The organism is Oceanibaculum nanhaiense, assembly GCF_002148795.1.
Taxonomy (GTDB): Bacteria; Pseudomonadota; Alphaproteobacteria; order Oceanibaculales; family Oceanibaculaceae; genus Oceanibaculum; species Oceanibaculum nanhaiense.
Window position 1 is genome coordinate 415762 of record NZ_MPOB01000003.1, and the last position, 22799, is coordinate 438560.

Consider the following 22799-nt stretch of genomic DNA (forward strand, 5'->3'; position numbering starts at 1 on the left):
CTGACAATCAGGCAAAAAAATGCCGGCAACCCATTGGATTGCCGGCAAGTTGAACAGGGAGGCTTCACGTCTGGGAGACGCGGGTTCCGGAGAACCCTGATGCTGCAACGCAACATCGAAGTGACTAAGATTTATGCTCTCGCTTGCCGAAATTCCATGCATAAATTCTCACGCCCGTCATGCACCAGTTGCATGACCCTGTCTTAAGTATTGCAAAAACATTAATACGAAATGCTTTGCATCCGAGGCAGGCGATGCCGCGTCACCAGCATCTGGAAAGCGAAACGGCGGAATCTGCGTTCCGTTCCCGCCCTTTAGCGACTTTTTCGCCTAGAATTGCTGGTTCGCGACGTTCTGCAGCAGGAATTCGCGCAGCACGGTGATGCGCTTGGAATTGCGCAGCTCCTCCGGATAGACGAAATAGGCCGGCACCTGTGGCCCCTCGACTTCCGGCAGCACCTGCTTCAGCTCGGTATCCTGCCGCACCATATAGTCCGGCAGGGCCGCGATGCCGATGCCGGTCAGGCAGGCGCGGTAGATCGCATAGTAATTGTTCACCGTTAGCGCCGGCAGCGTGGCCACGCCGCTCTCACGCCGCGTCAGATGCAGCAGCCAGTTGGCATCCGGGAACGGCAGATGGCTGCGTTCGCCATAGATGATCAGCCGGTGCTTGCCCAGCTCCGCCGCCGACTTCGGCTCGCCGAACTGCTCCAGATAGGCGGGCGAGGCGTAGAGGCGGAAATGGATGTTCATCAGATGGCGCTGGATCAGGTCCGGCTGGCGCGGCGGCGCCATGCGGATCGCCACATCGGCCTCGCGCATCGACAGATCCAGCTCGTTATCGTCCACCAGCAGGGTGACGGCGATCTCCGGATAGGCGTCGATGAAGCTCTTGATGTTCGGCGTGAGCCAGGTCGAGCCGAAGGCCACCGTGGTGGTGATCTTCAGCGGCCCCTTGGGCTTCTCCCGCCCCTCCGCCAGCATCGCCTCGGTCATCGCCAGCTTGGAGAAGATCTCCCGCGTGGTGCGGTAGAGGATCTCGCCCTGTTCGGTCAGGATCAGGCCGCGCGCATGGCGATGGAACAACGGCACACGCAGCCGCTCCTCCAGCCCGCTGATCTGGCGGCTGACGGCCGACTGGCTCAAATTCAGTGTTTCTCCGGCATGCGTGAAGCTGCCGGCTTCCGCTACCGCGTGGAAGACGCGCAGTTTATCCCAATCCATGGCTGGATGATGACGACCTGATTACAGGAACGCAACAGAAACCGTTACGCCCCAAGGGTTTGGCCAAGGGTTTTGGCGGAATGACTGCGCGAGCGTATCGTTACTGCGCGGCCACGGTGGCTGCCTGTCCAACGGTATCATGCTCCTGCGCCGCCAGAAAGCGTTCCGCCTCCAGCGCCGCCATGCATCCCATTCCGGCCGCGGTGACCGCCTGGCGGAACACCTTGTCCTTCACATCGCCCGCCGCATACACGCCGGGAATGCTGGTCGCCGTCGAATCAGGCCGGGTGATGATATAGCCTTCAGAATCCATGTCCAGCTTGCCCTTGAACAGGCTGGTCGCCGGATCGTGGCCGATGGCGACGAAGAAGCCCTCGGCGGCGAGCGTGCGCTCGGTCCCGTCCTCGGTGCTCTTCAGCCGCAGGCCGGTCACCTGGTTCGGGTTCTCGGTGCCCAGCACCTCCTCCACCGTGTGATTCCAGATCACCGCGACCTTGGGATTGCGGAACAGCCGGTCCTGCATGATCTTCTCGGCGCGCAAGCTGTCGCGGCGATGGATCAGCGTCACCTTGCTGGCATGGTTGGTGAGGTAGATCGCCTCTTCCACCGCGGTGTTGCCGCCGCCGACGATGGCAACCTCCTTGCCGCGGAAGAAGAAGCCGTCGCAGGTGGCGCAGGCCGACACGCCGCCGCCCTGGAACTTCTTCTCCGACTCGAGACCCAGCCAGCGCGCCTGCGCGCCGGTCGCGATCACCAGCGTCTCGGCGATATAGACATCCCCGGAATCCGCCGTGGCGCGGAATGGCCGGCGGCTGAAATCCACATCGGTGATGATGTCGAAGATGATCTCGGTGCCGACATGGCGCGCCTGCGCCTCCATCTGCTCCATCAGCCAGGGGCCCTGGATGACGTCAGCGAAGCCCGGGTAATTCTCCACATCGGTGGTGATGGTCAGCTGCCCGCCCGGCTGCAGCCCCTGCACCATGATCGGGCTGATATTGGCGCGCGCGGCATAGATGGCGGCGGTGTAACCGGCCGGGCCGGACCCGATGATGAGGAGCTTGGTGTGCTTTTCCGTGGGCATGATGGCAACCTTGTTGAGGGATAGCCCCAACATAGGCGGACCTGACGCATGAGACAATAAGGCGGCGGCACCGAAATGCCACCGCCTTGCCCTTAATGGATCACACGAACGAACCGCCTGACAGGAAATCGCCGGTATCGAGGGTGGAGACGCCCATCACCGTGATGATGGCCGGCCTCGGCCCGTCCACCGTCAGCGTCACGCCGCCGTCGATTGCCGTCTGCGTATTGAGGACAGCCTCGATATCAGACACACCCTGAATGGCGATGCGGTCGAAGCCGTCTTCGAAGTCGGTGATGGTCGGGCGCAGCAATGCACCAGGGTTACGCGCATCATAGCCGCGCACCACGAACACGTCCGACCCGCCGCCGCCGACCATGGTGTCGATGCCGAGGCCGGCATAGAGCGTGTCGTTGCCCGCCCCGGCATTGATGTAGTCCAGCCCCTTGCCGGCGCGCAGCTCGTCATTGCCGGAACCGCCCAGGATGGTGTCGCCCTGGTTGCCGCCATTCACGGTGCTGTTCCCGGTGCCGGCCACATCGATATAGTCGCTGCCGAAACCTGCCACGATGGAATCGCTGCCGCCCCCGCCGGTGATGGCATTGTCCGCATCATTGCCGGTGATGGTGTCGTTGCCGCTGCCGCCGGTCGCGTTCTCGATGGTCACGCCATAGGCGATGCGCACGGTCGAGGATTGATAGACATAGTCGGCAATGCCGTCGCCATAGATCTGGATCGGCGCGCCCAGGGAACTCCAGTTGCCCGCCGTCAGGTCGATCAGCACCGATTGACTGCCGGTGGCGACGAGGGTGTCGGTACCGCCAGCATCCCAGATCGTCTCGTAATAGCTGCCATTGGCGGCAAAGCTGTAGGTGCTGTCGCCGCTGTTGTGGCTGGCATTCGCGCCATAGAGCGCCTGGATCGTCAGGATGTCGTAGGCCATCGGGGTCGATGGCTCGAGCACGTTGTAGGTGCTCTGATTGCCGTCGAGCGCGCTGTAGGACATTACCGAATTGGCCGAGTCGTCCTCGGCCAGCGACAGGGTCATGCCATTGTCGCCGCCTTCGAACGGGTGCTTCAGCCCCAGCGCGTGGCCGATCTCATGCACCAGCGTCGAGAAATTGTAGGTACCGGCGCTCCAATCAGAATCGTTGGCATATGTCGGGTTGATCCAGACATCGCCGGCATTCGGCCAATAGCCAGGATAATAGGCATAGGCGGCCGATCCATCCATCTCGTAGCCAGTGAAAGCGAAGCGCATGGTGCCGACATTGCTGGAGGTCTCCGCGACCTCGACAAACTGGATGTTGGCAACGTCACTCCAGCTTTCCAGCGCGGCGCGTACGGCGTCCTGCTGCCAGTCGTTCAGCGGCGCGAAACCCGGATCCCATGGTTCGGAATCATTCTGCTCGTAAACGCTGGTTCCCCAGAAACTGCCGTAACCCGCGAAGGAATAGGTGATGACGGTAGCGGAAGCAGAAGAACTCTCGCTGAGCCAGTAGTAACCGCCAATCAGGCTGTCAATGCGGTAATCACCACTGTTGCTCGCGTCTTCATAGTAAAATCCGCTCTGATTCGGTGCCGGCATCAATCCCCCCTCCTTCAGCCAGAGAAGGATACATCACCAGCAAGACCTTGCCGACAGGAAAGCCGTCAGCCGGCCTTGCTCAGCAGGAAAAGTCCCTGTTCGCCGAACAGGTTGGCGCGCCAGCCGGTGCCGGAGATGCCGGGCAGCGGCCGGCCGCCGAGATCCAGCGCCAGGCCGCGCTCGATCTCGATGCCAAGCTCCCCGCACAGCTCGACGAAGTCGGCGATGGTGCACAGATGGATGTTCGGCGTGTCGAACCAGGCATGCGCCAGCGCGCCGGTCACCGGCATCCGGCCATGCGTCAGCAGATGCCGGCGCACCCGCCAGTGCCCGAAATTCGGGAACGAGACGATGGCCCGCTTGCCGATGCGCACCAGCTCCGCCAGCACGCGCTTGGGATTATAGGTCGCCTGCAGCGTCTGGCTGAGGATCGCATAGTCGAAGATGCCGGCCGGGAAATCCGCCAGGTCGGTGTCGGCATTGCCCTGGATCACCGACAGGCCGCGCGTCACGCTGGCGTTCACGCCGGCCTGGCTGATCTCGATGCCGCGCCCGTCCACCTGCTTCTCGCGCCACAGGCAGTCCAGCAGGTCGCCATCGCCGCAGCCGATATCCAGCACGCGGCTGCCCGGCGCCACCATGTCGGCGATAAGCCGCAGATCGACGCGCAGGGGCGCGGTGCGAATTGGTGTCTGCTTCATACCAGCCCGCCTTCGCCCAACCCGCGATGTTCGGCGCAGCCCTTCAGGAAGCCGCCCAGCACAGCGAACATTTCCGGTTCCTCCAGCAGGAAGGCGTCATGGCCCTTGTCGCTCTCGATCTCGCAGAAGCTGACATTGGCGGCGACCGCGTTCAGCGCATGCACCACGGCGCGGCTTTCCGGCGTCGGGAACAGCCAGTCGGAGGTGAAGGAAACCAGGCAGAAGCGCGTCTTCGTGCCCTTGAAGGCATTGGCCAGCACGCCGCCATGCTCATAGGCCAGGTCGAAATAATCCATCGCCCGGGTGAGATAGAGGTAGGAGTTGGCGTCGAACCGGTCCACGAAGCTGGAGCCCTGATAGCGCAGGTAGCTTTCCACCTGGAAATCGGCGTCGAACCCATAGGTGATCGCCTGCCGGTCCTGCAAATTGCGGCCGAACTTGCGGTGCAGCGCCGGCTCCGACAGATAGGTGATGTGCGCCGCCATGCGCGCCACCGCCAGCCCGCGCACCGGCCTGACCTGATGGCTGGCATAATCGCCGCCACGCCAGTCCGGGTCGGCGATGATCGCCTGCCTTCCGACCTCGTGGAAGGCGATGTTCTGCGCCGAGTGGCGCGCCGCGCCGGCAATCGGAATGGCGCAGAAGACCCGCTCGGAATAGCTCGCCGCCCATTCCAGCACCTGCATCGCGCCCATCGAGCCGCCGATGACGCAGAACAGCGTGTCGATGCCCAGATGGTCGATCAGCCGCGCCTGCGCGCGCACCATGTCGCCCACCGTGATGACCGGCAGGGTGAGGCCATAGGGCTTGCCGGTCGCCGGATCGATGGAGGCCGGGCCGGTCGAGCCCATGCAGCCGCCCAGCACGTTGGAGCAGATGATGAAATGCCGCGCGGGGTCGAGCGGCTTGCCCGGCCCGATCATGCTGGTCCACCAGCCTTCCTTGCCGGTCACCGGGTGCGGTTCGGCGCAGAACTGGTCCCCGGTCAGCGCATGGCAGACCAGCACCGCGTTGGACCGGTCGGCATTCAGCGTGCCATAGGTCTGGTAGGCGATGGTCACCGGCGCCAGATCGACGCCGCACTCCAGCTTCAGCGGCGCGTCCGTCCCGATGACGAAGCTGTGGCCAGGCAAAGCGCGGCCTTCCGCACTCACCGGACGGGCCGGCGCGTCGTGGGACGTTTCCGCATTCGTGGCGTTGGCCATGATCCGCTGCACCCGCTACCCTTGCGAAACAAAAGTGCCGATTGCTACGGACCGCCGGCACTCTCTGTCAATGTTTTCTTTGATTTTGGGTACGCTGCGGACTAAATCTAGCCGCTTGTCGCGAGCCCGTGAGAATCCATGACCCTGACCGCACCGACCATCGACCAGAACGAGCTTGAAGCGCTGCGCCGCGAGATCGATTCGCTCGACCGCGAGATGCACACGCTGCTGATGCGCCGATTCGAGGTGACGGGCCGGGTCGCGGCGCTGAAGCGCAGCCAGCAGAGCGCCAATAACTGGCGGCCGGGCCGGCAGGCGCAGCTGCTGCGCGCGCTGGTCAGCCGCCACAATGGCAACTGCCCGGATGCCGCGCTGGTGCGCGTCTGGCAGGAGATCATGGGCGCCTCGCTGGCGCTGCAGGGCAGCTTCTCGGTCGGTATCTTCGCCGACAAGGCCGGCGAACTGTGGAACCTGGCGCGCGATCATTTCGGCAGCTACATCGCCATGACCGAGCAGGACAGCGCGGACGCGCTGGTCAGTGCCGTGGCCGGCGGCGACCTGTCCGTCGCCGTGGTGCCGGCACCGCTGCAAGGCGAGGCGTCGCCCTGGTGGCTGGCCCTGACGGAACAGAAGGATATCCGCGCCGTCGCCCGGCTGCCGCTGTTCGACACGCCGAACCGCCGCGATACACAGGGCGGCGATGCCTTCGCGCTGGCCCGCCTCGATGTCGAGGAGACCGGCGAGGACCGCACGCTGCTAGCGGTGCTGGCCGCTGCCGATGCAAGCGACAAGGCGGTCCTTACGGCGCTCGGCGAAACGGGCCGCATTCTCGCATCTGCCGATATGCAGGACGGGCGATGGCGACTGGTCGAGATCGACCGTTTCATCGCCCCCGATGCCAGCCTCCCCCTGCCCTCCCCGCTTATCCATCGATATTGCCATCTCGGCTGCTATGCCGCGCCCTATACCACGCCCCATCAGGGCTGATACGCCGCGCCAAGCGCCTCGAGATTTTTCCCCGTTCCTGCTTTACAGTCCGCAACCCAACCAACTGCCAGGTGTCCCATGTCGCTGCCGCAGCCGCGTCCCGGTGTCCTTACCCTGAAGCCCTACGTCGCCACCCACGGCAAGACGACGCAGCAGCGCGTCATCAAGCTGTCGGCGAACGAGGGCGCGCTCGGCCCCAGCCCGAAGGCGGTCGAGGCGTATAAGAGCGTGGCGGCCGATCTGCACCGATATCCCGAGGGCGGCTCCGGCACGCTGGCCCATGCGATTGCGAAGAAGCACGGGCTGGACGAGGCGCGGGTGATCTGCGGCAACGGCTCGGACGAGCTGATCGAGGTCATCGTGAAGGCCTTCGCCGGCGTCGGCGACGAGGTGATCTACACCCAGTACGGCTTCCGCATGTTCCCGATCACCACGCAGTCGCTGGGGGCAACCCCGGTGATGGCGCCGGAGAAGGATTTCCACGTCGATATCGAGGCGATCCTGGAGAAGGTGACGGAGCGGACGAAGATTGTCTTCCTGGCCAACCCGAACAACCCGACCGGCAGCTACAACACGGTCGAGGAAGTGAAGAGCCTGCACGCCAGGCTGCCGGAGAATGTCGTGCTGGTGCTGGACGCGGCCTATGCCGAGTTCGTCAGCAAGAACGATTACTCCGCCGGGATCGAGATGGTGGAGAATGCGCAGAATGTCATCATGATGCGCACCTTCTCCAAGCTCTATGCAATGGCCGGCCTCCGGCTCGGCTGGTGTTATGGCTCGGCCTATCTGATCGACATCCTGAAGCGGGTGCGCGGCCCCTTCAACGTGAACCTGGCGGCGCAGGCCGCCGGCATCGCCGCGCTGGAGGATACTGCCTTCCAGGAGAAGGCCCGCGCGCATAACGAGAAGATGGTGCCCTGGACGCAGGACGCCTTTGCCAAGCTGGGGCTGGAGTGCGTGCCGACGGTCGCCAATTTCTTCCTGGTGCGGTTCCCGTCCGATCCGGCGAAGAATGCCGACGCGGCGCTGGCCTTCCTGAACAGCCGCGGCATCCTGGTGCGCGAAATGCGCAGCTATAGCCTGCCCGACTATCTGCGCTTCTCGGTGGGTACCGAGGAGGAAATGAAGATCGTCGTGGACACGCTGGCAGAGTTTTTGACATGAGCATGCAAGAGAACACCCCCCAAGAGAACACCCCTGGGACCGAACCCGTCTTCAACCGCATTGCGCTGATCGGCGGCGGGCTGATCGGGTCGTCGCTGGCCTGGGCGTCACGCAAGAAGGGCCTGGCCCGGCATGTCGCCGTCACCTCGCGCAGCGCGGCAACACGCCAGCGGATCGCGGAGCTGGGCTTCGCCGATTCGTTGCATGAAGACATAAAGGGCGCGGTGACCGACGCCGAGCTGGTCATCGTCTGCACGCCGGTTGGCGCCTGCGGGGCGGCGGCCGAGGCGATGGCGCCCTATCTGAAGCCCGGCGCCATTGTCACCGATGTCGGCTCGGTGAAGCAGGCCGTGGTGCGCGACATGGGGCCGCATATCCCCGAGGGCGTGCATTTCATCCCCGGCCACCCGATCGCCGGTACCGAGCATTCCGGCCCGGACGCCGGCTTCGCCGAGCTGTTCGAGGGGCGCTGGTGCATCCTCACCCCACTGCCCGGCGGCGATCCGGCGGCCACGGCGAAACTGCGGCGGTTCTGGGAAGGGGCCGGCAGCATGATCGAGGAGATGGATGCCGAGCATCACGACAAGGTGCTGGCCATCACCTCGCATCTGCCGCATCTGATCGCCTACACCATCGTCGGCACGGCGGTCGGGCTGGAGGAAAGCACGAAGAACGAGGTCATCAAATTCTCCGCCTCGGGCTTCCGCGACTTCACCCGCATCGCCGCCTCCGATCCGGTGATGTGGCGCGACATCTTCCTGAACAACCGGGAAGCCGTGCTGGAGATGCTGCAACGTTTCTCCGAGGACATCACCCATCTGCAGCGGGCGATCCGCTGGGGCGAGGCCGACACGCTGGAACAGATGTTCACCCGCACCCGTGCCATCCGCCGCGGCATCATCGAGGCCAAGCAGGCGTAAGCCGGCAAAAAACAACCGACGCCCCACCATCTACTCCGGTCGTCACCCCCGCACTTGTTGCGGGGGTCCAGGCCTCGGCTCGATGGATGTCAGTCGAGCAGGCTGAGAACCCTGGATTCCCGGCACCCATGGGGCTTGGGGCCGGGAATGACGTCTGGTGAAATGGCGTGGCCTGCGCCGTTCTCCCCGCATCCCTACTCCGGCAGCAGGTCGGCGAAGAAGTCGTTGCCCTTGTCATCCATGATGATGAAGGCGGGGAAGTTCTCGATCTCGATGCGCCAGACCGCTTCCATGCCAAGCTCGGGATATTCCAGCAGCTCGACCTTCTTGATGCAGTCCTGCGCCAGCCGCGCGGCAGAGCCGCCGATCGAGCCGAGATAGAAGCCGCCATAGGTCTTGCAGGCGTTCTTCACCTGGGCCGAGCGGTTGCCCTTGGCCAGCGAGATGAAGCTGCCGCCATTCTTCATCATGATCTCGGCATAGGAATCCATGCGCCCCGCCGTGGTCGGGCCGAACGAGCCGGAGGCATAGCCCGCCGGCGTCTTGGCCGGGCCGGCGTAATAGATGATGTGTTCCTTGAAATAATCCGGCAGGCCCTCGCCGCTGTCGATCCGCTCCTTCATCTTGGTATGCGCCAGATCGCGCGCGACGATCATCGGGCCGGAGAGCGACAGCCGCGTCTTGATCGGGTACTGCGAGAGCTGCTTGCGGATTTCCGCCATCGGCCGGTTCAGATCGACCTGGACCACCTCGCCGCCCAGCTTGTCGTCGGTGACTTCCGGCAGGTACTTCTCGGGATGGCGCTCCAGCGCCTCCAAGAACACGCCTTCCCTGGTGATCTTGCCGACAGCCTGGCGGTCGGCGGAGCAGGAAACGCCAAGGCCGATCGGCACCGAGGCGCCATGGCGCGGCAGCCGGATGACGCGCACATCATGGCAGAAATACTTGCCGCCGAACTGCGCGCCGATGCCCATCTGCCGGGTCATCTCCAGCACCTTCGCCTCGGCTTCCAGATCGCGGAAGGCATGGCCGGTCTCGCTGCCCTGGGTCGGAAGCCCGTCGAGATAGCGCGCCGAGGCCAGCTTCACCGTCTTCATATTCAGCTCGGCCGAGGTGCCGCCGATGACGATGGCCAGGTGGTAGGGCGGGCAGGCCGCCGTGCCCAGCGTCTTGATCTTCTCCTCCAGGAAGCCGAAGAGCTTCTCCGGGTTCAGCACCGCCGGCGTCTGCTGATAGAGGAAGGCCTTGTTGGCCGAACCGCCGCCCTTGGCCATGAACAGGAATTTGTAGGCGTCGCCCTCGGTGGCGTAGATCTCGATCTGCGCCGGCAGGTTGGAGCCGGTGTTCTTCTCCTTGAACATGCTCAAGGGGGCCAGCTGGCTGTAACGCAGGTTGGTCTCGGTATAGGTTTTGAACACGCCGCGCGCGATGGCCGCCTCGTCGCCGCCGCCGGTCCACACCTTCTGGCCCTTCTTGCCCATGATGATGGCGGTGCCGGTATCCTGGCACATCGGCAGCACGCCGCCGGCCGAGATGTTCGCCGTCTTCAGCAGGTCGAAGGCGACATATTTGTCGTTGGGCGAGGCTTCCGCATCATCCAGGATGGCGCGCAGCTGCGCCAGATGGCCGGGACGCAGCAGATGCGAGATGTCCTTGAACGCCTCATCGGTCAGCAGGGTGAGCGCCTGTGGGTCGACCTTCAGGATCTCCGTGCCGTCCAGCGTGGCGGTGGAGACGAAGTCGTCGGTGAGCTTGCGGTAGGGGGTGTTGTCCTCCCCCAGCGGGAACATGTCCTGATAGACGAAATCGACCATGGGGCGTTGCCTCGATCTGCTGGTGCCGGGCGGCGCTTCGGCGGCCCGCCTTGCTGTTCTGGGTTCGGCGCAACAGGTAGCAGGCGGGACAGGCAAAATCCAGTGGCCCGCGCAGCTTCCCCGCCTATCCCGCCTGCGCTGCTGCCATGCGCAGCTCACCCAGCGCCTGCCGCACGATGCGGAAGGACGAGTTCAGGAACAGCCCGGCCATCAGCGACGCCACGATCAGATCCGGCAGCGCGCTGCCGGTGCCGAACACACCCAGCGCCGCCACGCAGACCAGCACATTGCCGATGGCGTCGTTGCGCGAGCATTGCCAGACCGAGGCGACATTGGCATCGCCATCGCGCCAGCGATACAGCAGCACCGCGCTGACCACATTGGCGGCCAGCGCCAGCAGCCCGATGGCGCCCATGGTGAACGGCTCCGGTGGCGATCCGTCGAACAGCCGCCACAGTGCCAGCGCCAGCACGCCCGTCCCCATCAGCCCGAGGCTTCCCCCCTTCAGCAGCGCGACGCGGGCACGGGTCTCCGCCGCCCGGCCGATGGCCCAGAAGGAAATGCCGTAGGTCGCCGCATCCATGGCGAAATCCAGCGCATCGGCATAGAGCGCGACCGATCCGGCCACGGCGCCGGCCGCCACTTCGACCGCGAACATCGCCGCGTTGATCGCCAGCACGATCAGCAACACCCGGCGGTAGGCCGGCGTGGCGCCATCGAACATCCCGCCATGGTCATGTCCATGATCGTGCCCCCCATGGTCGTGCGAAGGACCGCAACAGCCGCTCATCTTTCCATCCTCTTGCAATAGCCGCCCTCTTGCATCTGCCGCAGGGGCTTCGCATCTGAAGATGAGAGCTACAGTCGTTTGAGCTTCAAGGGGAAAAAATGACCAGCTATGGAATCCGCGAAATTGCGCGCGAGGCCGGCTGCAACGAGCAGACGGTGCGCTGGTACGAGGAACAGGGCCTGCTGCCGGCGGTCGGGCGCACGGCGGGCGGGCAGCGCCGCTATGACGAGCGCCACCGCAAGCAGCTGGGTTTTCTGCGCCATGCGCGGGAGCTGGGGTTTTCGCTGGAGACGATCCGCGAGTTGCTGACGCTCTACAGCACGCCCGAGGAATCCTGCGCCGCCGCCGACGGGATCGCCACCCGGCACCTGGCCGATGTCCGGCACAAGATCGCGCGGCTGCAGGCGCTGGAGGAAGAGCTGGTCCGCATGATTGCGGAATGTGCGGGCGGCCGCATTGCCGAATGCCGGGTCATCGAGACGCTGTCCGACCACAGCCATGGCCATTGCCTCGCGCAGGATCACCTCACCGCCGGCCATCAGGTCGCAGAGCAAATACCTCAGTAAAACAACGGCTTGCGGCGATCCGACCGGGGCCGGCACAGCAGCGCCAGCAGCACACCGGGCACGGCCAGCACGACAAAGGCCGGCAGCAGCAGCACGGAGACGATACCGGGGTCCCAGATCGAGGGATGCAGATAGCGCTGCACCACGGCCTGCAGCAGATTGAGGCTGCCGACATCAAGCTGGAACCAGAGCTGGCCGGCAGGGCGCGGCATGAACTGGCCGGAGTCGAGTGCCGCCAGCACATCGGCCCCGATCACCGCAACTGCGGCCAGAATCAGCACCCACCCCAGGACTTGACCGACGATACGCATGATTTTCCAATCGCGGAAGACTGGAGTAGTGTGCCGTTAACCCCCTGCGGCGGCAATGATTCATTGGGGCGCGGCCGGCCGCATAACGGTTTCGTGACGGCCCGTGACGCGCGCTTCCGGCACCATAAGCGGAAGATTGCCTCCGGCGCGTATCGGCCATTGCATCCGGGGGCGCTCTCGGCTAGGTTGCGGCGCTTCCAAAACGGGTGCGCTCCGGCGCGCGCCGTCAGGCCGGAGGGATGGCCGAGTGGTTGAAGGCGCACGCCTGGAAAGTGTGTAAGGGTTAATAGCTCTTCGCGGGTTCGAATCCCGCTCCCTCCGCCAGTTTTCTTTTAATTTATCAACGTCACCATTTATTTTTTCGGATGGGAGTTTCACCCATCCTGCTCCTCATCCTGCTGACTTCACCATAATGGCGGTATCGTTCCCTACGACACCGCGTCATTTCTGGAAAACATAGCTGCCGGGCGCATCCCCCAGCGGCTTGTAGCCCTTGCGCGCGGCCCCCATCGGCGGCGGCGGCACGCGCTCCTCGCCGGAATTGGCCGCCAGCCAGCGCGACCATGCCGGCCACCAGGAGCCCTCCTGCAGCGCCGACGCCTTCAGCCACTCGTCGGGGCCGATATAGGGATCGGCGTCGCGGTGCAGCGCGATGCGATAATGCCGGTGGGAATGGCCGGGTTCGCTGACGATGCCGGCATTGTGCCCGCCGCTGGTCAGCACGAAGGTGATGTCCGTGTCGGTGATCTGGTGCAGCTTGTACACCGACCGCCAGGGGGCGACATGGTCGCGCTCGGTGCCGACGACAAACATCGGCGCACGGATGTTCTGCAGCGCGGCGGCGCGCCCTTCCACCATGAAGCAACCGGCGGCCAGTTCATTGCCGAGATAGAGGCGCTGCAGATATTCCGCATGCATCCGGTAGGGCATGCGCGTCGAATCCGCGTTCCACGCCATCAGGTCATTCATCGGCGTACGCTCGCCCATGAGATAGTCGTGAACATGGCGCGACCAGACCAGATCGTTGGTGCGCAGCAGCTGGAAGGCGCCGGCCATCTGATCTTCCGAGAGATAGCCCCGGTTCCACATCATGCTCTCGAGGAAATGCATCTGGCTGTGGTCGATGAACAGCGCCAGTTCGCCCGGTTCAGTGAAGTCGGTCTGCGCGGCCATGAGGGTGATCGTGGCCAGACGATCATCCGGGCCATGCGCCGCCCCATGCGCCATGGCGGCCGCGGCAATGGCCAAAAGGGTTCCGCCGAGGCAATAGCCCGCCGCGTGGACCTTGCGGCCGGGCAGGATGGCGGCGATGGCGTCAAGCGCCTCCATCACCCCCATGCGGCGGTAATCGTCCAGGGAGAGATCGCGGTCGGCGGCGGTCGGATTGCGCCAGGAGACGCAGAACACCGTATGGCCCTGCTCCACCAGATAGCGGATCAGTGAATTGTGCGGCGACAGGTCGAGAATGTAATATTTCATGATCCAGGCCGGCACGATCAGCACCGGCTCCGCCAGCACGGTCTCCGTCGCTGGCGCATACTGGATTAGCTCGATCAGGTGGTTGCGGAACACCACCTTGCCCGGTGTCGCCGCGACATCCCGGCCAACCGCGAATTTCTCCGCGCCCGCAGGCGGCTGGTTGGTGGCCAGGCGGGTGATGTCCTCCTGCCAGTTCTGCCATCCCCGCAGGAAATTGGCGCCGCCGGTCTCGATGGTCTTGCGGATCACCTCGGGATTGGTGAAAGGCAGGTTAGAGGGCGAGACGGTATCGAGCAGCTGGCGCGCGATGAAGGACACCACATTCTCGTGATGCGGGCTGACGCCCGGCACCTCATGCGTGACGTTGTGCCACCATTGCTGGGCCATCAGAAAAGACTGGGCATAGAAGCAGAAGGGCGGCTGGCGCCAGATATCGTCCCGGAACCGGCTGTCGCCCGGCAACGGTTCGATACAGGGCGGCGTGTCGGGATGCATGCCGGCCATCAGCAGCCAGGCATAGAGGCGCGCCGTCTTGCGCATCGCCTTGTCGATCAGTTCCAGGCGTTTTCCCGGCGCCGAGGCAAGGTGGATCGACCAGTCGAAATAGGCCAGCGCTACCGCTGCCGGGGAAATGCCGCCGGTCACCCGGGCGCTCAGCGCCTCGCGTATCCGGTCAATCGCGCGGAAAGCCTCGCTGCCGAGGCCTTCGTCGGGGTCAGGCCCAGTAAAAACCGGACGATGTCCGTCGCTCTTGTCCTGCATGATCTCCAAAGCCTTTTTGCATCGCAGCATACCCAGCTACCTGCCGGCCGCGTAAAGCATAGAGAAAATATTGCTGCGCGCAGTTGAGCTAGATCAATGCGTAATTTTGCTGCACTGCCAAAATAAGCACCTTGGTCTTCTTGGAAAGGAGTCACGCCATGTCTAGCGACAAGACTGCCGCCCCGAAGCAAGCGCCGGCCTTCCCGCCCTTCGCCTTCGGCACCGACTGGATGAAATCCCTGTCGGATACTCCCCTGCAATTGTGCGACGAGATGCTGAGCTTCACGGCAAAGCGCCTGCGCGCACAGGCCGACCACATGCAGTCGCTGGCGAAATGCCGGAACCCGTCCGAGCTTCTCGAGCGGCAGACGGCGTTCTTTCGCGGCGCCATGGAAGATTATGCCAGCGAAGCGACGAAATCGGCAAAACTGATGCAGGACGCCACGCAGCTGCCCCCGCAGGCATAAGCGGGAACCATGCCTGATATGACCTGACGCCGGCGGTTCCACTCAACGGGATCGCCGGCATCTGTCATTCTGCTTTCTTCTTTTGACTCAGATGAGGCCTGCCGATGGGTGCCTGGACAAAACGATCATCGATCCTGCTGGTGGCCGTGCTGCTCGCCCTCGGCGGCGGATATGTCGCCTGGCAGAAGCTGGCCGATGGCGGACTGCCGGAGGGCATCGCCAGTGGCAATGGCCGCATCGAGGCGGTGGAGATCGACGTTTCCACCAAGGCCCCTGGCCGCATCGCGGAGATTCTCGTCAATGAGGGGGATTTCATCGAGGCCGGCCAGGTGCTGGCGCGCATGGACACAACGCAACTGGAGGCGCAGCGCCGGCAGGCCGAGGCACAGCTGCAGCGCGCGCGGATCGGCATCGACACGGCGAAAAGCCTGGTGGTGCAGCGCGAGGCGGAGCGCGCCGCGGCGCTGGCCATCATCGCCCAGCGCTAGGCACAGCTCGACGCCGCTACCAGCAAGCTCGAACGCTCCGAACAGCTCGCCCAGCGCGGCAATGTCTCCCGCCAGGTTCTGGACGACGACCGCGCCGCCACCCAGGGCGCCCAGGCAGCGCTGGAGGCAGCCCGCGCGCAGCTGGCCGCCAACGAGGCCGCGATCGGCGCCGCGAAGGCCCAGGTGATCGATGCCGAGGCGTCGGTCGATGCGGCCCGGGCCGCCATCGAGAGCATCAGTGCGGATATCGACGACAGCACCCTCGTCTCGCCGCGCGACGGCCGCGTTCAATACCGGGTGGCGCAGTCTGGCGAGGTACTGTCTGCCGGCGGGCGCATCCTGAACCTGGTCGATCTCAGCGATGTCTACATGACCTTCTTCCTGCCCACCGGCGAGGCCGGGCGCATCGCCATCGGCACCGAGGTACGGCTTGTCCTCGACGCCGCCCCGCAATATGTGATCCCCGCCCGGGTCACCTTTGTCGCCGATGTCGCGCAATTCACGCCGAAAACCGTGGAGACGGCGGAGGAGCGCCAGAAGCTGATGTTCCGGATCAAGGCGCATATCGACAAGGAACTGCTGCAGAAGCATATCAGGCAGGTGAAGACCGGCCTGCCCGGCATGGCCTATCTGCGTGTCGATCCGCAGGTCGCGTGGCCGGCCGAACTCGACCGCAATCTCGTGCAATGAACGCCACGCCGGCACCCGTCGCGCGCCTGTCCGGCGTCGGCCTGTCCTTCGGAAAGACAAGGGCGCTGGAGGGTGTCAGCCTCGACATCCCGGCGGGCCGTATCGTCGGGCTGATCGGCCCGGACGGGGTGGGGAAATCCAGCCTGCTGTCGCTGATCGCAGGCGCGCGGATGATTCGTGAAGGCCGCATCGAGGTGCTGGGCGGCGACATGGCCGATACAAGGCACCGGCAGGCGGCCGGCCCGCGCATCGCCTATATGCCGCAGGGGCTGGGGCGCAATCTGTACGCCACCCTCTCGGTGTTCGAGAATGTCGATTTCTTCGGGCGGCTGTTCGGCCATGCCCGACATGAACGGCAGCGCCGTATCGCCGCACTGCTGAAGGATACCGGGCTCGCCGCCTTCGCTGACCGCCCGGCCGGCAAGCTGTCAGGGGGCATGAAGCAGAAGCTAGGCCTGTGCTGCGCGCTGATCCACGACCCCGACCTGCTGATTCTGGACGAGCCGACCACCGGCGTCGATCCGCTGTCGCGCCGCCAGTTCTGGGAACTGATCGACGGCATCCGGGCCGGACGCCCGGGCATGAGCGTGATCGTCGCCACCGCCTATATGGAAGAGGCGGCACGCTTCGACTGGCTGGTGGCGATGAATGCCGGGCGCGTGCTTGCCACCGGCACGCCGGACGAGCTGTTGAAGCGCACCGGTGCGGAGACTCTGGATACCGCCTTCATCTCCCTGCTGCCGGAGGATGGACGACAGGGCTACCACGCCATCGCCATGCCGCCGCGCCCGGCCGATGGGCCGGAAGATATCGCGATCCGCGCCGAAAACCTGACGATGCGGTTCGGCGACTTCACCGCCGTGGACAAGGTGAGCTTCACCATCGCGCGCGGCGAGATTTTCGGTTTCCTGGGGTCCAACGGTTGCGGCAAGACAACCACCATGAAGATGCTGACCGGCCTGCTGGCGGCCAGCGAGGGCGAGGCCTGGCTGTTCGGGCGGACGGTCGAGTCCGGTAATTTCGAGATGCGCCGGCGGGTCGGGTACATGTCGCAGGCCTTCTCGCTCTATACCGAATTGACGGTGCACCAGAATCTGGAGCTGCACGCCAGGCTGTTCGCCTTGCCGCCGGCGACGATCCCCGCCCGCATCGCGGAGATGGCCAGCCGTTTCGGGCTGGAGGATGTCATGGACGCGCTCCCCGACGCCCTGCCGCTGGGCATCCGGCAGCGCCTGTCGCTGGCCGTGGCGATGATCCACGCCCCCGAAATGCTGATCCTCGACGAGCCCACCTCCGGCGTCGATCCGGTGGCGCGCGACCGGTTCTGGGAAATCCTGGCGGACCTGTCGCGCCAGGACAATGTGACGATCTTCGTCTCCACCCACTTCATGAACGAGGCGGCGCTGTGCGACCGCGTCTCGCTGATGCATGCCGGCAAGGTGCTGGTCAGCGATGCGCCGCAAGCCATTGTCGAGGGGTGCGGCGTGGCAACGCTGGAAGATGCCTTCATCGCCTATCTGGAGGACGCCATCGCCTTAGAAGGTGGGGCGGCGGACGGCGGTGAGGCCGAAAATGGGGTCGCGGAAAGCATCGCCCTGCCCCAGGAGGAAGCGTCCGTGCCGGCACCTGCTCCGCTGGCATTCGATCCGCGGCGGATGCTGGCCTACAGCCAGCGCGAGGCGCTGGAGCTGCGGCGCGACCCGATCCGCGCGACGCTCGCCCTGCTGGGCAGCCTCATCCTGCTGTTCGTGATGGGATACGGCATCAACATGGATGTCGAGGATTTGACTTTCGCCGTGCTCGACCGCGACGACACCACGGTCAGCCGCGATTACAGCCTGCAACTCGCCGGATCGCGCTATTTCATCGAAATGCCGCCGCTCAGCGACTATGCCGATCTCGACCGCCGCATGCGCAGCGGCGATCTCAGCCTCGCCATCGAAATCCCGCCCGGCTTCGCCCGCGACATCGCGCGCGGCCGCACGGTGGAGGTCGGCGCCTGGATCGACGGCGCCATGCCGACACGGGCAGAGACGGTGCGCGGCTATGTGCAGGGTATCCACGCCCACTGGCTGACCCAGAAGGCGCGCGAACTCTATGGCGACGCGGCGATCACGCCGGATTTCCAGCTTGCCATGCGCTACCGCTACAACCCCGATATCCGCAGCCTGGTCGCCATGGTGCCGGCGATGATCCCGCTGCTGCTGATGCTGATCCCGGCGATGCTGGCGGCGCTCAGCATCGTGCGCGAGAAGGAGCTGGGCTCCATCGTCAATTTCTACGTGACGCCGGTTACAAGGCTGGAATTCCTGCTCGGCAAGCAGCTTCCCTATGTCGGGCTGGCCCTGCTGAACTTCCTGATCCTGGCCGGCTGCGCGGTGTTCCTGTTCGGCGTGCCCTTCACCGGCAGCTTCCTGACCTTCTTCGTCGCCGCCTTGCTCTATGTGCTGGCGACCACCGCGATGGGGCTGGTGATCTCCAGCTTCATGCGCAGCCAGATCGCGGCGATCTTCGGCACCACCCTGCTGACGCTGATCCCGGCGGTGCAGTTTTCCGGCATCATCGACCCGGTCTCCACGCTGGAGGGTGCTGGCGCGCTGATCGGCCGGATCTACCCGACGACGTATTTCGTGACGATCTCGCGCGGCACCTTCTCCAAGGCGCTGGATTTCGGCGACCTATCCGGTTCCTTCCTGCCGCTGCTGATCGCCGTGCCGGTGCTGCTGGGCCTCGGCACGCTGCTGCTGAAAAAACAGGCGCGCTGAGCCATGCGGATATCCACCATCTACCGGCTGGGCGTGAAGGAGCTGTGGGGCCTGGCGCGCGACCCCGCGCTGATGATCCTGATCGCCTATGCCTTCACCGCCTCGATCTACATCGCCTCCAAGGCGATGCCGGAAACGCTGAGCCGCGCCAGCATCGCCATCGTGGACGAGGACCGCTCGCCACTGTCGGCGCGCCTCGCAAACGCCTTCTACCCGCCCTTCTTCGTACCGCCCGAATTCATCGGCCAGTCCGAAATGGACAGCCGCATGGATGCCGGGCTGGACACGTTCGCGCTCGATATCCCGCCGAACTTCCAGCGTGACCTGCTGGCCGGCCGGTCGCCGACGCTGCAGCTCAACATCGACGCCACCCGCATCACCCAGGCCTTCACCGGCGGTGGCTATATTCAGTCCATCGTCACCAGCGATATCGACGAATTCCTGGAAGGCCACCGCGCCGAAACAGTGCTGCCGGTCGAACTGACCCTGCGCGCGCGCTTCAATCAGGAGCTGAACAAGGGCTGGTTCGGCGCCATCACCGAGATCGTCGATGCGATCACCATGCTGTCCATCGTGCTGAGCGGCGCCGCCCTGATCCGCGAGCGCGAGCACGGCACCATCGAACATCTGCTGGTCATGCCGGTGGCGCCGGTGGAAATCATGCTGGCGAAGATCTGGGCGATGGGGCTGGTCGTGCTGGTCGCCGCCGGCTTCTCGCTGCTGGTCGTGGTGCAGGGACTGCTGGATGTCCCGATCCAGGGCTCCATTGCGCTGTTCATGGCCGGCATGGCGCTGCACCTGTTCGCCACCACCTGCATGGGGATCTTCCTGGCCACCGTCGCCGGCTCGATGCCGCAATTCGGCCTGCTGATGATCCTGGTGCTGCTGCCGCTGCAGATGCTCTCGGGCGCCATGACGCCGCGCGAGAGCATGCCGGAGATCATCCAGATGCTGATGCTGGCCGCGCCCAACACGCATTTCGTCATCCTGGCCCAGACTGTGCTGTTCCGGGGCGCCGGGCTGGCGGCGGTCTGGCCGCAATTGCTGGGGCTGCTGGCCATCGGCGCGGTGCTGTTCTTCCTGGCGCTGCGCCGCTTCAGGCGCTTCCTGTCTTAAGAGGCGGGCCTGAGAGGCGGGAACCGGCGCTGACCGGCATCCGCATCAACCTGCTCCAATCCACACCCCTGTCCCGAAGGGCTGGATACGGGACGCGATCCGCGCTTATCTGCACAGGCATTGCCCTGGAGAAAATTCATTTTATCGACGAGCGAACCCCGTTCCCGACAGTCCTGCCCGCTCTGCGGCGCGACATCGGCCGCCCCCTGGCAAGTCGCGTACGGGCGCCCCTACCAGCGCTGCGGCCAGTGCCACCTGACATTCCTGGAACCGTCCCACCTGCCCTCCCGCGCGGCGGAAAAGGCGGAATACGACCTGCACGAGAACGACCCGGCCGACCCTGGCTACAGGCGCTTTCTGGCAAAGCTGCTGGACCGGATGCTGCCGCTGATCGAGCCGGGGTCGCAGGGGCTGGATTTTGGCTGCGGTCCCGGCCCGGCGATCGCGACGATACTGCGCGAACAGGGTCATCACATGGTGAATTACGATCCTGTTTACGTGCCGGACCGTGATTGCCTTTCCCGGCAGTATGATTTTGTCACCTGCACGGAAGCCGTCGAACATTTCCATGTGCCGGCGCGCGACTTCGCCATTTTGCAGCGGCTGCTGAAGCCAGGTGCCCTGCTTGGCCTCATGACCCAGCCATTGACCGGGGATACCGATTTTCCGAACTGGTGGTACGCACGCGAGATCAGCCATGTCAGCTTCTACGCGCCCGAAACCTTTGAGTGGCTGGCTTCCTGGCTGGGATGGAAACTGGTCATGGCGGAGCAAAGCGTATGGATCTTCCGCAAACTTTAGATGTAGCCGGGAGGGTTGCAAGTTGACGACATGGCTGCATGAGGAACGGCTGAATGCCGTGCGCGCCATTATCCGCGACAGGCGCGCGCGCCGCATCCTCGATCTCGGCTGCGGCGATGGCGATCTTCTCCTGCCGCTTGCCCTCGATCCGGGGATCGAGCGGATCGTCGGCGTGGATACCGACCCTGCCGCGCTGTCTCGACTGCAACGCCGCCTCGAAGAGGCCGCCAGCGAAAACAGACCGGAGATCAGGCTGGTCCATGGCTCGATGACGGAGGGTGGTGCTGCGCTCGCCGGCTTCGATTGCGCGATCCTGCTGGAAACCATCGAGCATATCGATCCGGGCCGGCTGTCGGTGCTGGAGCGCAATATTTTCGTGGCGATGCGCCCGGCGACCGTGATCATCACCACGCCGAATGCCGAATATAATCCGCTGCTAGGCGTGCCTCCACACCGTTTCCGTCATCCCGGCCACCGCTTCGAATGGGACCGCGCGAAATTCCTGAAATGGGCCGAAGGCGTTGCCGAACGCCAGCGATATTCCATGGTCTGCCGCGATATCGCCGGCCATCACCCGACGCTTGGCGGCCCCAGCCAGATGGCGGTGTTCGACGCCCTGCCCCAGGATGCGGCCTCAGGCTGAGAGCACGCGCAGAAGGCGGTTTAGCCGCGTCACCCCTTCGGGTAGGCGCTCGCAAGCAGGGACGCCAGTTCGGATGGTGTCACGCTGATCAGGCCGGGTTCGCTCGCGGCGAGGAACGCATGCGTTCCCTTGCCGAAAACCGACGCCTGCTCCCGGGGCAATCCGGCCGCCAGAACCACATCGCTGATCGTCTCCGGCGCGTTGGAATGGTAACCGCTGACCTCCCGGAGGGTATCAAAGGGCACCGAATCGGCACGCAGGCAGATGATCTTGCAGGCTGACGGGCGCATCTCCAGATCGTGAAACGCCGCGCCGCTGATAATGCCGTAGAGCATGGTCGCCGGCGCTGGCGGAATCTGCAGGCAGAAATCGATGAAGATTTCGTCCTCGATGTTGATTCCCGTCGCCCGCATGCTGCGGCCGACCCGCTGCATCGCCCCTGTCACATCCAGATGGCCGGCCGGCAGATATTCCTCATAACGGGCCGTCATGCCCGCCATGGAATCGAATGCCAGCGTCAGGATACCCGCCAGGATAGACTCGCGCCGATCCGGCGCCCATGCCCTGGAGATTGCCAGATAGCGACCGGCGAGATAAGCCGGCAACCGCATTGTACCGGCCGACAGTACCGGCACCACCTCCGCCGGCAGCGGCCCCTTGCGCGCTTCAACCAGGGCGCGGAACTCGTCGATGGTGCTGTTGCGAACCGCCTCGCCGGGCACCTCCAGATCCAGGAGCCGGGCGATATCCTCGAACACCGAGGCGTCGCGCGGGGTGGAGCGCCCCTGAAGCCATTTATACGCACGCTGCGGGTCGTAGCCGGTCTGCGGGTTCAGCGCCTTGAAGCGCGCATACATCTCCTTCTGGGTCGCGCATCCGGTGACGATCTGAACGAGGCGAAGCTTCTGCGGAAAATCGATGCTCATCGCAACCTGGTGATGCGGACGGGGAGGCTGGTGGAACCAGCGAATCGATAATTTCCAATTTCCAATAATTGGAAATCTGAAAATGCCGCTATTGAGAGAAAATTCAAGGGGAAACGCGAAACTCTTTCCGTGAAAAAGCAATATCTCTCCAAATGCGATAAAAATGAAAGGTTTTCTGCGATTAAGCCTGCCGAATGAAAAATCAAATAACATGGAAATTATATATAAAATTAAACGCACTGATTGGAATCTTTGTCTTTTTTGGAAGTTGGGTTTCCTTCCCGGATGTATTCGCGCATGGGTTCCGC

Annotated in this window: 21 protein-coding genes and 1 tRNA gene; 12 read left to right on the forward strand and 10 right to left on the reverse strand. The window is 64.4% G+C overall.

Features of this window, described 5'->3' with window-relative positions; all coding sequences use genetic code 11:
- Positions 1-330: 330 nt before the first annotated feature.
- The 5 genes from BKM74_RS07270 to metX all read right to left on the reverse strand — a co-directional run bounded on the left by BKM74_RS07270 (position 331) and on the right by metX (position 5802).
- Positions 331-1224, reverse strand: coding sequence for a LysR family transcriptional regulator (locus BKM74_RS07270; RefSeq protein WP_086465023.1), 894 nt, complete (start codon positions 1222-1224; stop codon positions 331-333).
- Between the two features lie 100 nt (positions 1225-1324).
- Positions 1325-2308 carry a thioredoxin-disulfide reductase gene (gene trxB, locus BKM74_RS07275; RefSeq protein ID WP_176342434.1) on the reverse strand — a complete coding sequence of 328 codons (984 nt, stop codon included), beginning with the start codon at positions 2306-2308 and terminating at the stop codon, positions 1325-1327.
- Positions 2309-2408: 100 nt separating this feature from the next.
- On the reverse strand, positions 2409-3896 hold the full coding sequence (locus BKM74_RS07280) for a M10 family metallopeptidase C-terminal domain-containing protein (protein WP_086465025.1): 1488 nt from the start codon (positions 3894-3896) through the stop codon (positions 2409-2411).
- 65 nt (positions 3897-3961) lie between these two features.
- A complete protein-coding gene (gene metW / locus BKM74_RS07285) occupies positions 3962-4597 on the reverse strand; it encodes a methionine biosynthesis protein MetW (protein WP_086465026.1) in 636 nt (211 codons plus the stop codon).
- Positions 4594-5802, reverse strand: a complete 1209-nt coding sequence (metX, locus tag BKM74_RS07290) for a homoserine O-acetyltransferase MetX (RefSeq protein ID WP_099045572.1) — start codon at positions 5800-5802, stop codon at positions 4594-4596. The genes metW and metX overlap by 4 nt, the downstream gene beginning before the upstream one ends.
- Positions 5803-5940: 138 nt before the next feature.
- On the opposite strand from metX, the gene BKM74_RS07295 reads away from it, so the two are divergent.
- From BKM74_RS07295 to BKM74_RS07305, 3 genes are all read left to right on the forward strand, one after another.
- The gene (locus BKM74_RS07295; protein ID WP_086465027.1) at positions 5941-6789 is read left to right on the forward strand and encodes a chorismate mutase; all 849 of its coding nucleotides are present in this window, start codon (positions 5941-5943) and stop codon (positions 6787-6789) included.
- Between the two features lie 78 nt (positions 6790-6867).
- Positions 6868-7953, forward strand: coding sequence for a histidinol-phosphate transaminase (gene hisC, locus BKM74_RS07300; RefSeq protein WP_086465028.1), 1086 nt, complete (start codon positions 6868-6870; stop codon positions 7951-7953).
- Complete coding sequence (locus BKM74_RS07305; RefSeq protein WP_245825853.1) at positions 7950-8873, forward strand: prephenate/arogenate dehydrogenase family protein; 924 nt, start codon at positions 7950-7952, stop codon at positions 8871-8873. The genes hisC and BKM74_RS07305 overlap by 4 nt, the downstream gene beginning before the upstream one ends.
- Before the next feature lie 194 nt (positions 8874-9067).
- On the opposite strand, the gene BKM74_RS07310 is transcribed toward BKM74_RS07305, so the two are convergent.
- Both BKM74_RS07310 and BKM74_RS07315 read right to left on the reverse strand, forming a co-directional pair.
- Complete coding sequence (locus BKM74_RS07310; RefSeq protein ID WP_086465029.1) at positions 9068-10687, reverse strand: fumarate hydratase; 1620 nt, start codon at positions 10685-10687, stop codon at positions 9068-9070.
- A 124-nt stretch (positions 10688-10811) separates the two neighbouring features.
- Positions 10812-11477, reverse strand: coding sequence for a cation transporter (locus BKM74_RS07315; RefSeq protein WP_086465030.1), 666 nt, complete (start codon positions 11475-11477; stop codon positions 10812-10814).
- Positions 11478-11575: 98 nt separating this feature from the next.
- Here BKM74_RS07315 and BKM74_RS07320 point away from each other — a divergent pair, with 98 nt between their 5' ends.
- Positions 11576-12043, forward strand: a complete 468-nt coding sequence (locus BKM74_RS07320) for a MerR family transcriptional regulator (protein ID WP_086465031.1) — start codon at positions 11576-11578, stop codon at positions 12041-12043.
- Here BKM74_RS07320 and BKM74_RS07325 read toward each other — a convergent pair.
- Complete coding sequence (locus tag BKM74_RS07325; RefSeq protein ID WP_086465032.1) at positions 12037-12354, reverse strand: hypothetical protein; 318 nt, start codon at positions 12352-12354, stop codon at positions 12037-12039. The two genes, BKM74_RS07320 and BKM74_RS07325, sit on opposite strands and share 7 nt — an antisense overlap.
- Positions 12355-12587: 233 nt before the next feature.
- Between BKM74_RS07325 and BKM74_RS07330 the strand changes: the two genes are divergently transcribed.
- Positions 12588-12678, forward strand: a tRNA-Ser gene (locus BKM74_RS07330).
- 117 nt (positions 12679-12795) lie between these two features.
- Here BKM74_RS07330 and BKM74_RS07335 read toward each other — a convergent pair.
- Positions 12796-14595, reverse strand: a complete 1800-nt coding sequence (locus tag BKM74_RS07335) for a PHA/PHB synthase family protein (protein WP_086465081.1) — start codon at positions 14593-14595, stop codon at positions 12796-12798.
- A 158-nt stretch (positions 14596-14753) separates the two neighbouring features.
- Here BKM74_RS07335 and BKM74_RS07340 point away from each other — a divergent pair, with 158 nt between their 5' ends.
- The 7 genes from BKM74_RS07340 (at position 14754) to BKM74_RS07365 (ending at position 21565) form a co-directional block, all read left to right on the forward strand.
- The gene (locus BKM74_RS07340; RefSeq protein WP_086465033.1) at positions 14754-15062 is read left to right on the forward strand and encodes a phasin family protein; all 309 of its coding nucleotides are present in this window, start codon (positions 14754-14756) and stop codon (positions 15060-15062) included.
- Positions 15063-15166: 104 nt separating this feature from the next.
- Entirely contained in the window at positions 15167-15550 is a 384-nt protein-coding gene (locus BKM74_RS19165; protein ID WP_407668669.1) for an HlyD family secretion protein, read from the forward strand.
- A 162-nt stretch (positions 15551-15712) separates the two neighbouring features.
- On the forward strand, positions 15713-16240 hold the full coding sequence (locus BKM74_RS19170) for an HlyD family secretion protein (RefSeq protein ID WP_407668673.1): 528 nt from the start codon (positions 15713-15715) through the stop codon (positions 16238-16240).
- Positions 16237-19005: a ribosome-associated ATPase/putative transporter RbbA gene (gene rbbA, locus BKM74_RS07350; RefSeq protein ID WP_086465034.1), complete on the forward strand. Its 2769-nt coding sequence runs from the start codon at positions 16237-16239 to the stop codon at positions 19003-19005. The genes BKM74_RS19170 and rbbA overlap by 4 nt, the downstream gene beginning before the upstream one ends.
- A 3-nt stretch (positions 19006-19008) precedes the next feature.
- Positions 19009-20121 (forward strand): ABC transporter permease, encoded by a 1113-nt coding sequence (locus BKM74_RS07355; RefSeq protein ID WP_086465035.1) that lies wholly within the window; start codon positions 19009-19011, stop codon positions 20119-20121.
- A 120-nt stretch (positions 20122-20241) separates the two neighbouring features.
- Positions 20242-20922: a class I SAM-dependent methyltransferase gene (locus tag BKM74_RS07360; protein WP_217895447.1), complete on the forward strand. Its 681-nt coding sequence runs from the start codon at positions 20242-20244 to the stop codon at positions 20920-20922.
- Between the two features lie 22 nt (positions 20923-20944).
- A complete protein-coding gene (locus BKM74_RS07365; protein WP_086465036.1) occupies positions 20945-21565 on the forward strand; it encodes a methyltransferase domain-containing protein in 621 nt (206 codons plus the stop codon).
- A 29-nt stretch (positions 21566-21594) separates the two neighbouring features.
- Here the strand turns inward: BKM74_RS07365 and BKM74_RS07370 are convergent, their stop codons facing one another.
- Positions 21595-22704, reverse strand: coding sequence for a hypothetical protein (locus BKM74_RS07370; RefSeq protein WP_140056040.1), 1110 nt, complete (start codon positions 22702-22704; stop codon positions 21595-21597).
- Positions 22705-22799 lie beyond the last annotated feature (95 nt).

Excerpts from the sequence above, each read along its gene's own strand:
- BKM74_RS07305 (WP_245825853.1), top strand. The coding sequence starts at position 7,950 with ATGAGCATGCAAGAGAACACCCCCCAAGAGAACACCCCTGGGACCGAA.
- BKM74_RS07335 (WP_086465081.1), bottom strand. The coding sequence starts at position 14,595 with ATGCAGGACAAGAGCGACGGACATCGTCCGGTTTTTACTGGGCCTGAC.
- BKM74_RS07270 (WP_086465023.1), bottom strand. The coding sequence starts at position 1,224 with ATGGATTGGGATAAACTGCGCGTCTTCCACGCGGTAGCGGAAGCCGGC.
- rbbA (WP_086465034.1), top strand. The coding sequence starts at position 16,237 with ATGAACGCCACGCCGGCACCCGTCGCGCGCCTGTCCGGCGTCGGCCTG.
- metX (WP_099045572.1), bottom strand. The coding sequence starts at position 5,802 with ATGGCCAACGCCACGAATGCGGAAACGTCCCACGACGCGCCGGCCCGT.
- metW (WP_086465026.1), bottom strand. The coding sequence starts at position 4,597 with ATGAAGCAGACACCAATTCGCACCGCGCCCCTGCGCGTCGATCTGCGG.
- BKM74_RS07340 (WP_086465033.1), top strand. The coding sequence starts at position 14,754 with ATGTCTAGCGACAAGACTGCCGCCCCGAAGCAAGCGCCGGCCTTCCCG.
- BKM74_RS07320 (WP_086465031.1), top strand. The coding sequence starts at position 11,576 with ATGACCAGCTATGGAATCCGCGAAATTGCGCGCGAGGCCGGCTGCAAC.
- BKM74_RS07295 (WP_086465027.1), top strand. The coding sequence starts at position 5,941 with ATGACCCTGACCGCACCGACCATCGACCAGAACGAGCTTGAAGCGCTG.
- BKM74_RS07310 (WP_086465029.1), bottom strand. The coding sequence starts at position 10,687 with ATGGTCGATTTCGTCTATCAGGACATGTTCCCGCTGGGGGAGGACAAC.
- trxB (WP_176342434.1), bottom strand. The coding sequence starts at position 2,308 with ATGCCCACGGAAAAGCACACCAAGCTCCTCATCATCGGGTCCGGCCCG.
- BKM74_RS07355 (WP_086465035.1), top strand. The coding sequence starts at position 19,009 with ATGCGGATATCCACCATCTACCGGCTGGGCGTGAAGGAGCTGTGGGGC.
- hisC (WP_086465028.1), top strand. The coding sequence starts at position 6,868 with ATGTCGCTGCCGCAGCCGCGTCCCGGTGTCCTTACCCTGAAGCCCTAC.
- BKM74_RS07325 (WP_086465032.1), bottom strand. The coding sequence starts at position 12,354 with ATGCGTATCGTCGGTCAAGTCCTGGGGTGGGTGCTGATTCTGGCCGCA.
- BKM74_RS07370 (WP_140056040.1), bottom strand. The coding sequence starts at position 22,704 with ATGTTATTTGATTTTTCATTCGGCAGGCTTAATCGCAGAAAACCTTTC.
- BKM74_RS07315 (WP_086465030.1), bottom strand. The coding sequence starts at position 11,477 with ATGAGCGGCTGTTGCGGTCCTTCGCACGACCATGGGGGGCACGATCAT.
- BKM74_RS19165 (WP_407668669.1), top strand. The coding sequence starts at position 15,167 with ATGGGTGCCTGGACAAAACGATCATCGATCCTGCTGGTGGCCGTGCTG.
- BKM74_RS07280 (WP_086465025.1), bottom strand. The coding sequence starts at position 3,896 with ATGCCGGCACCGAATCAGAGCGGATTTTACTATGAAGACGCGAGCAAC.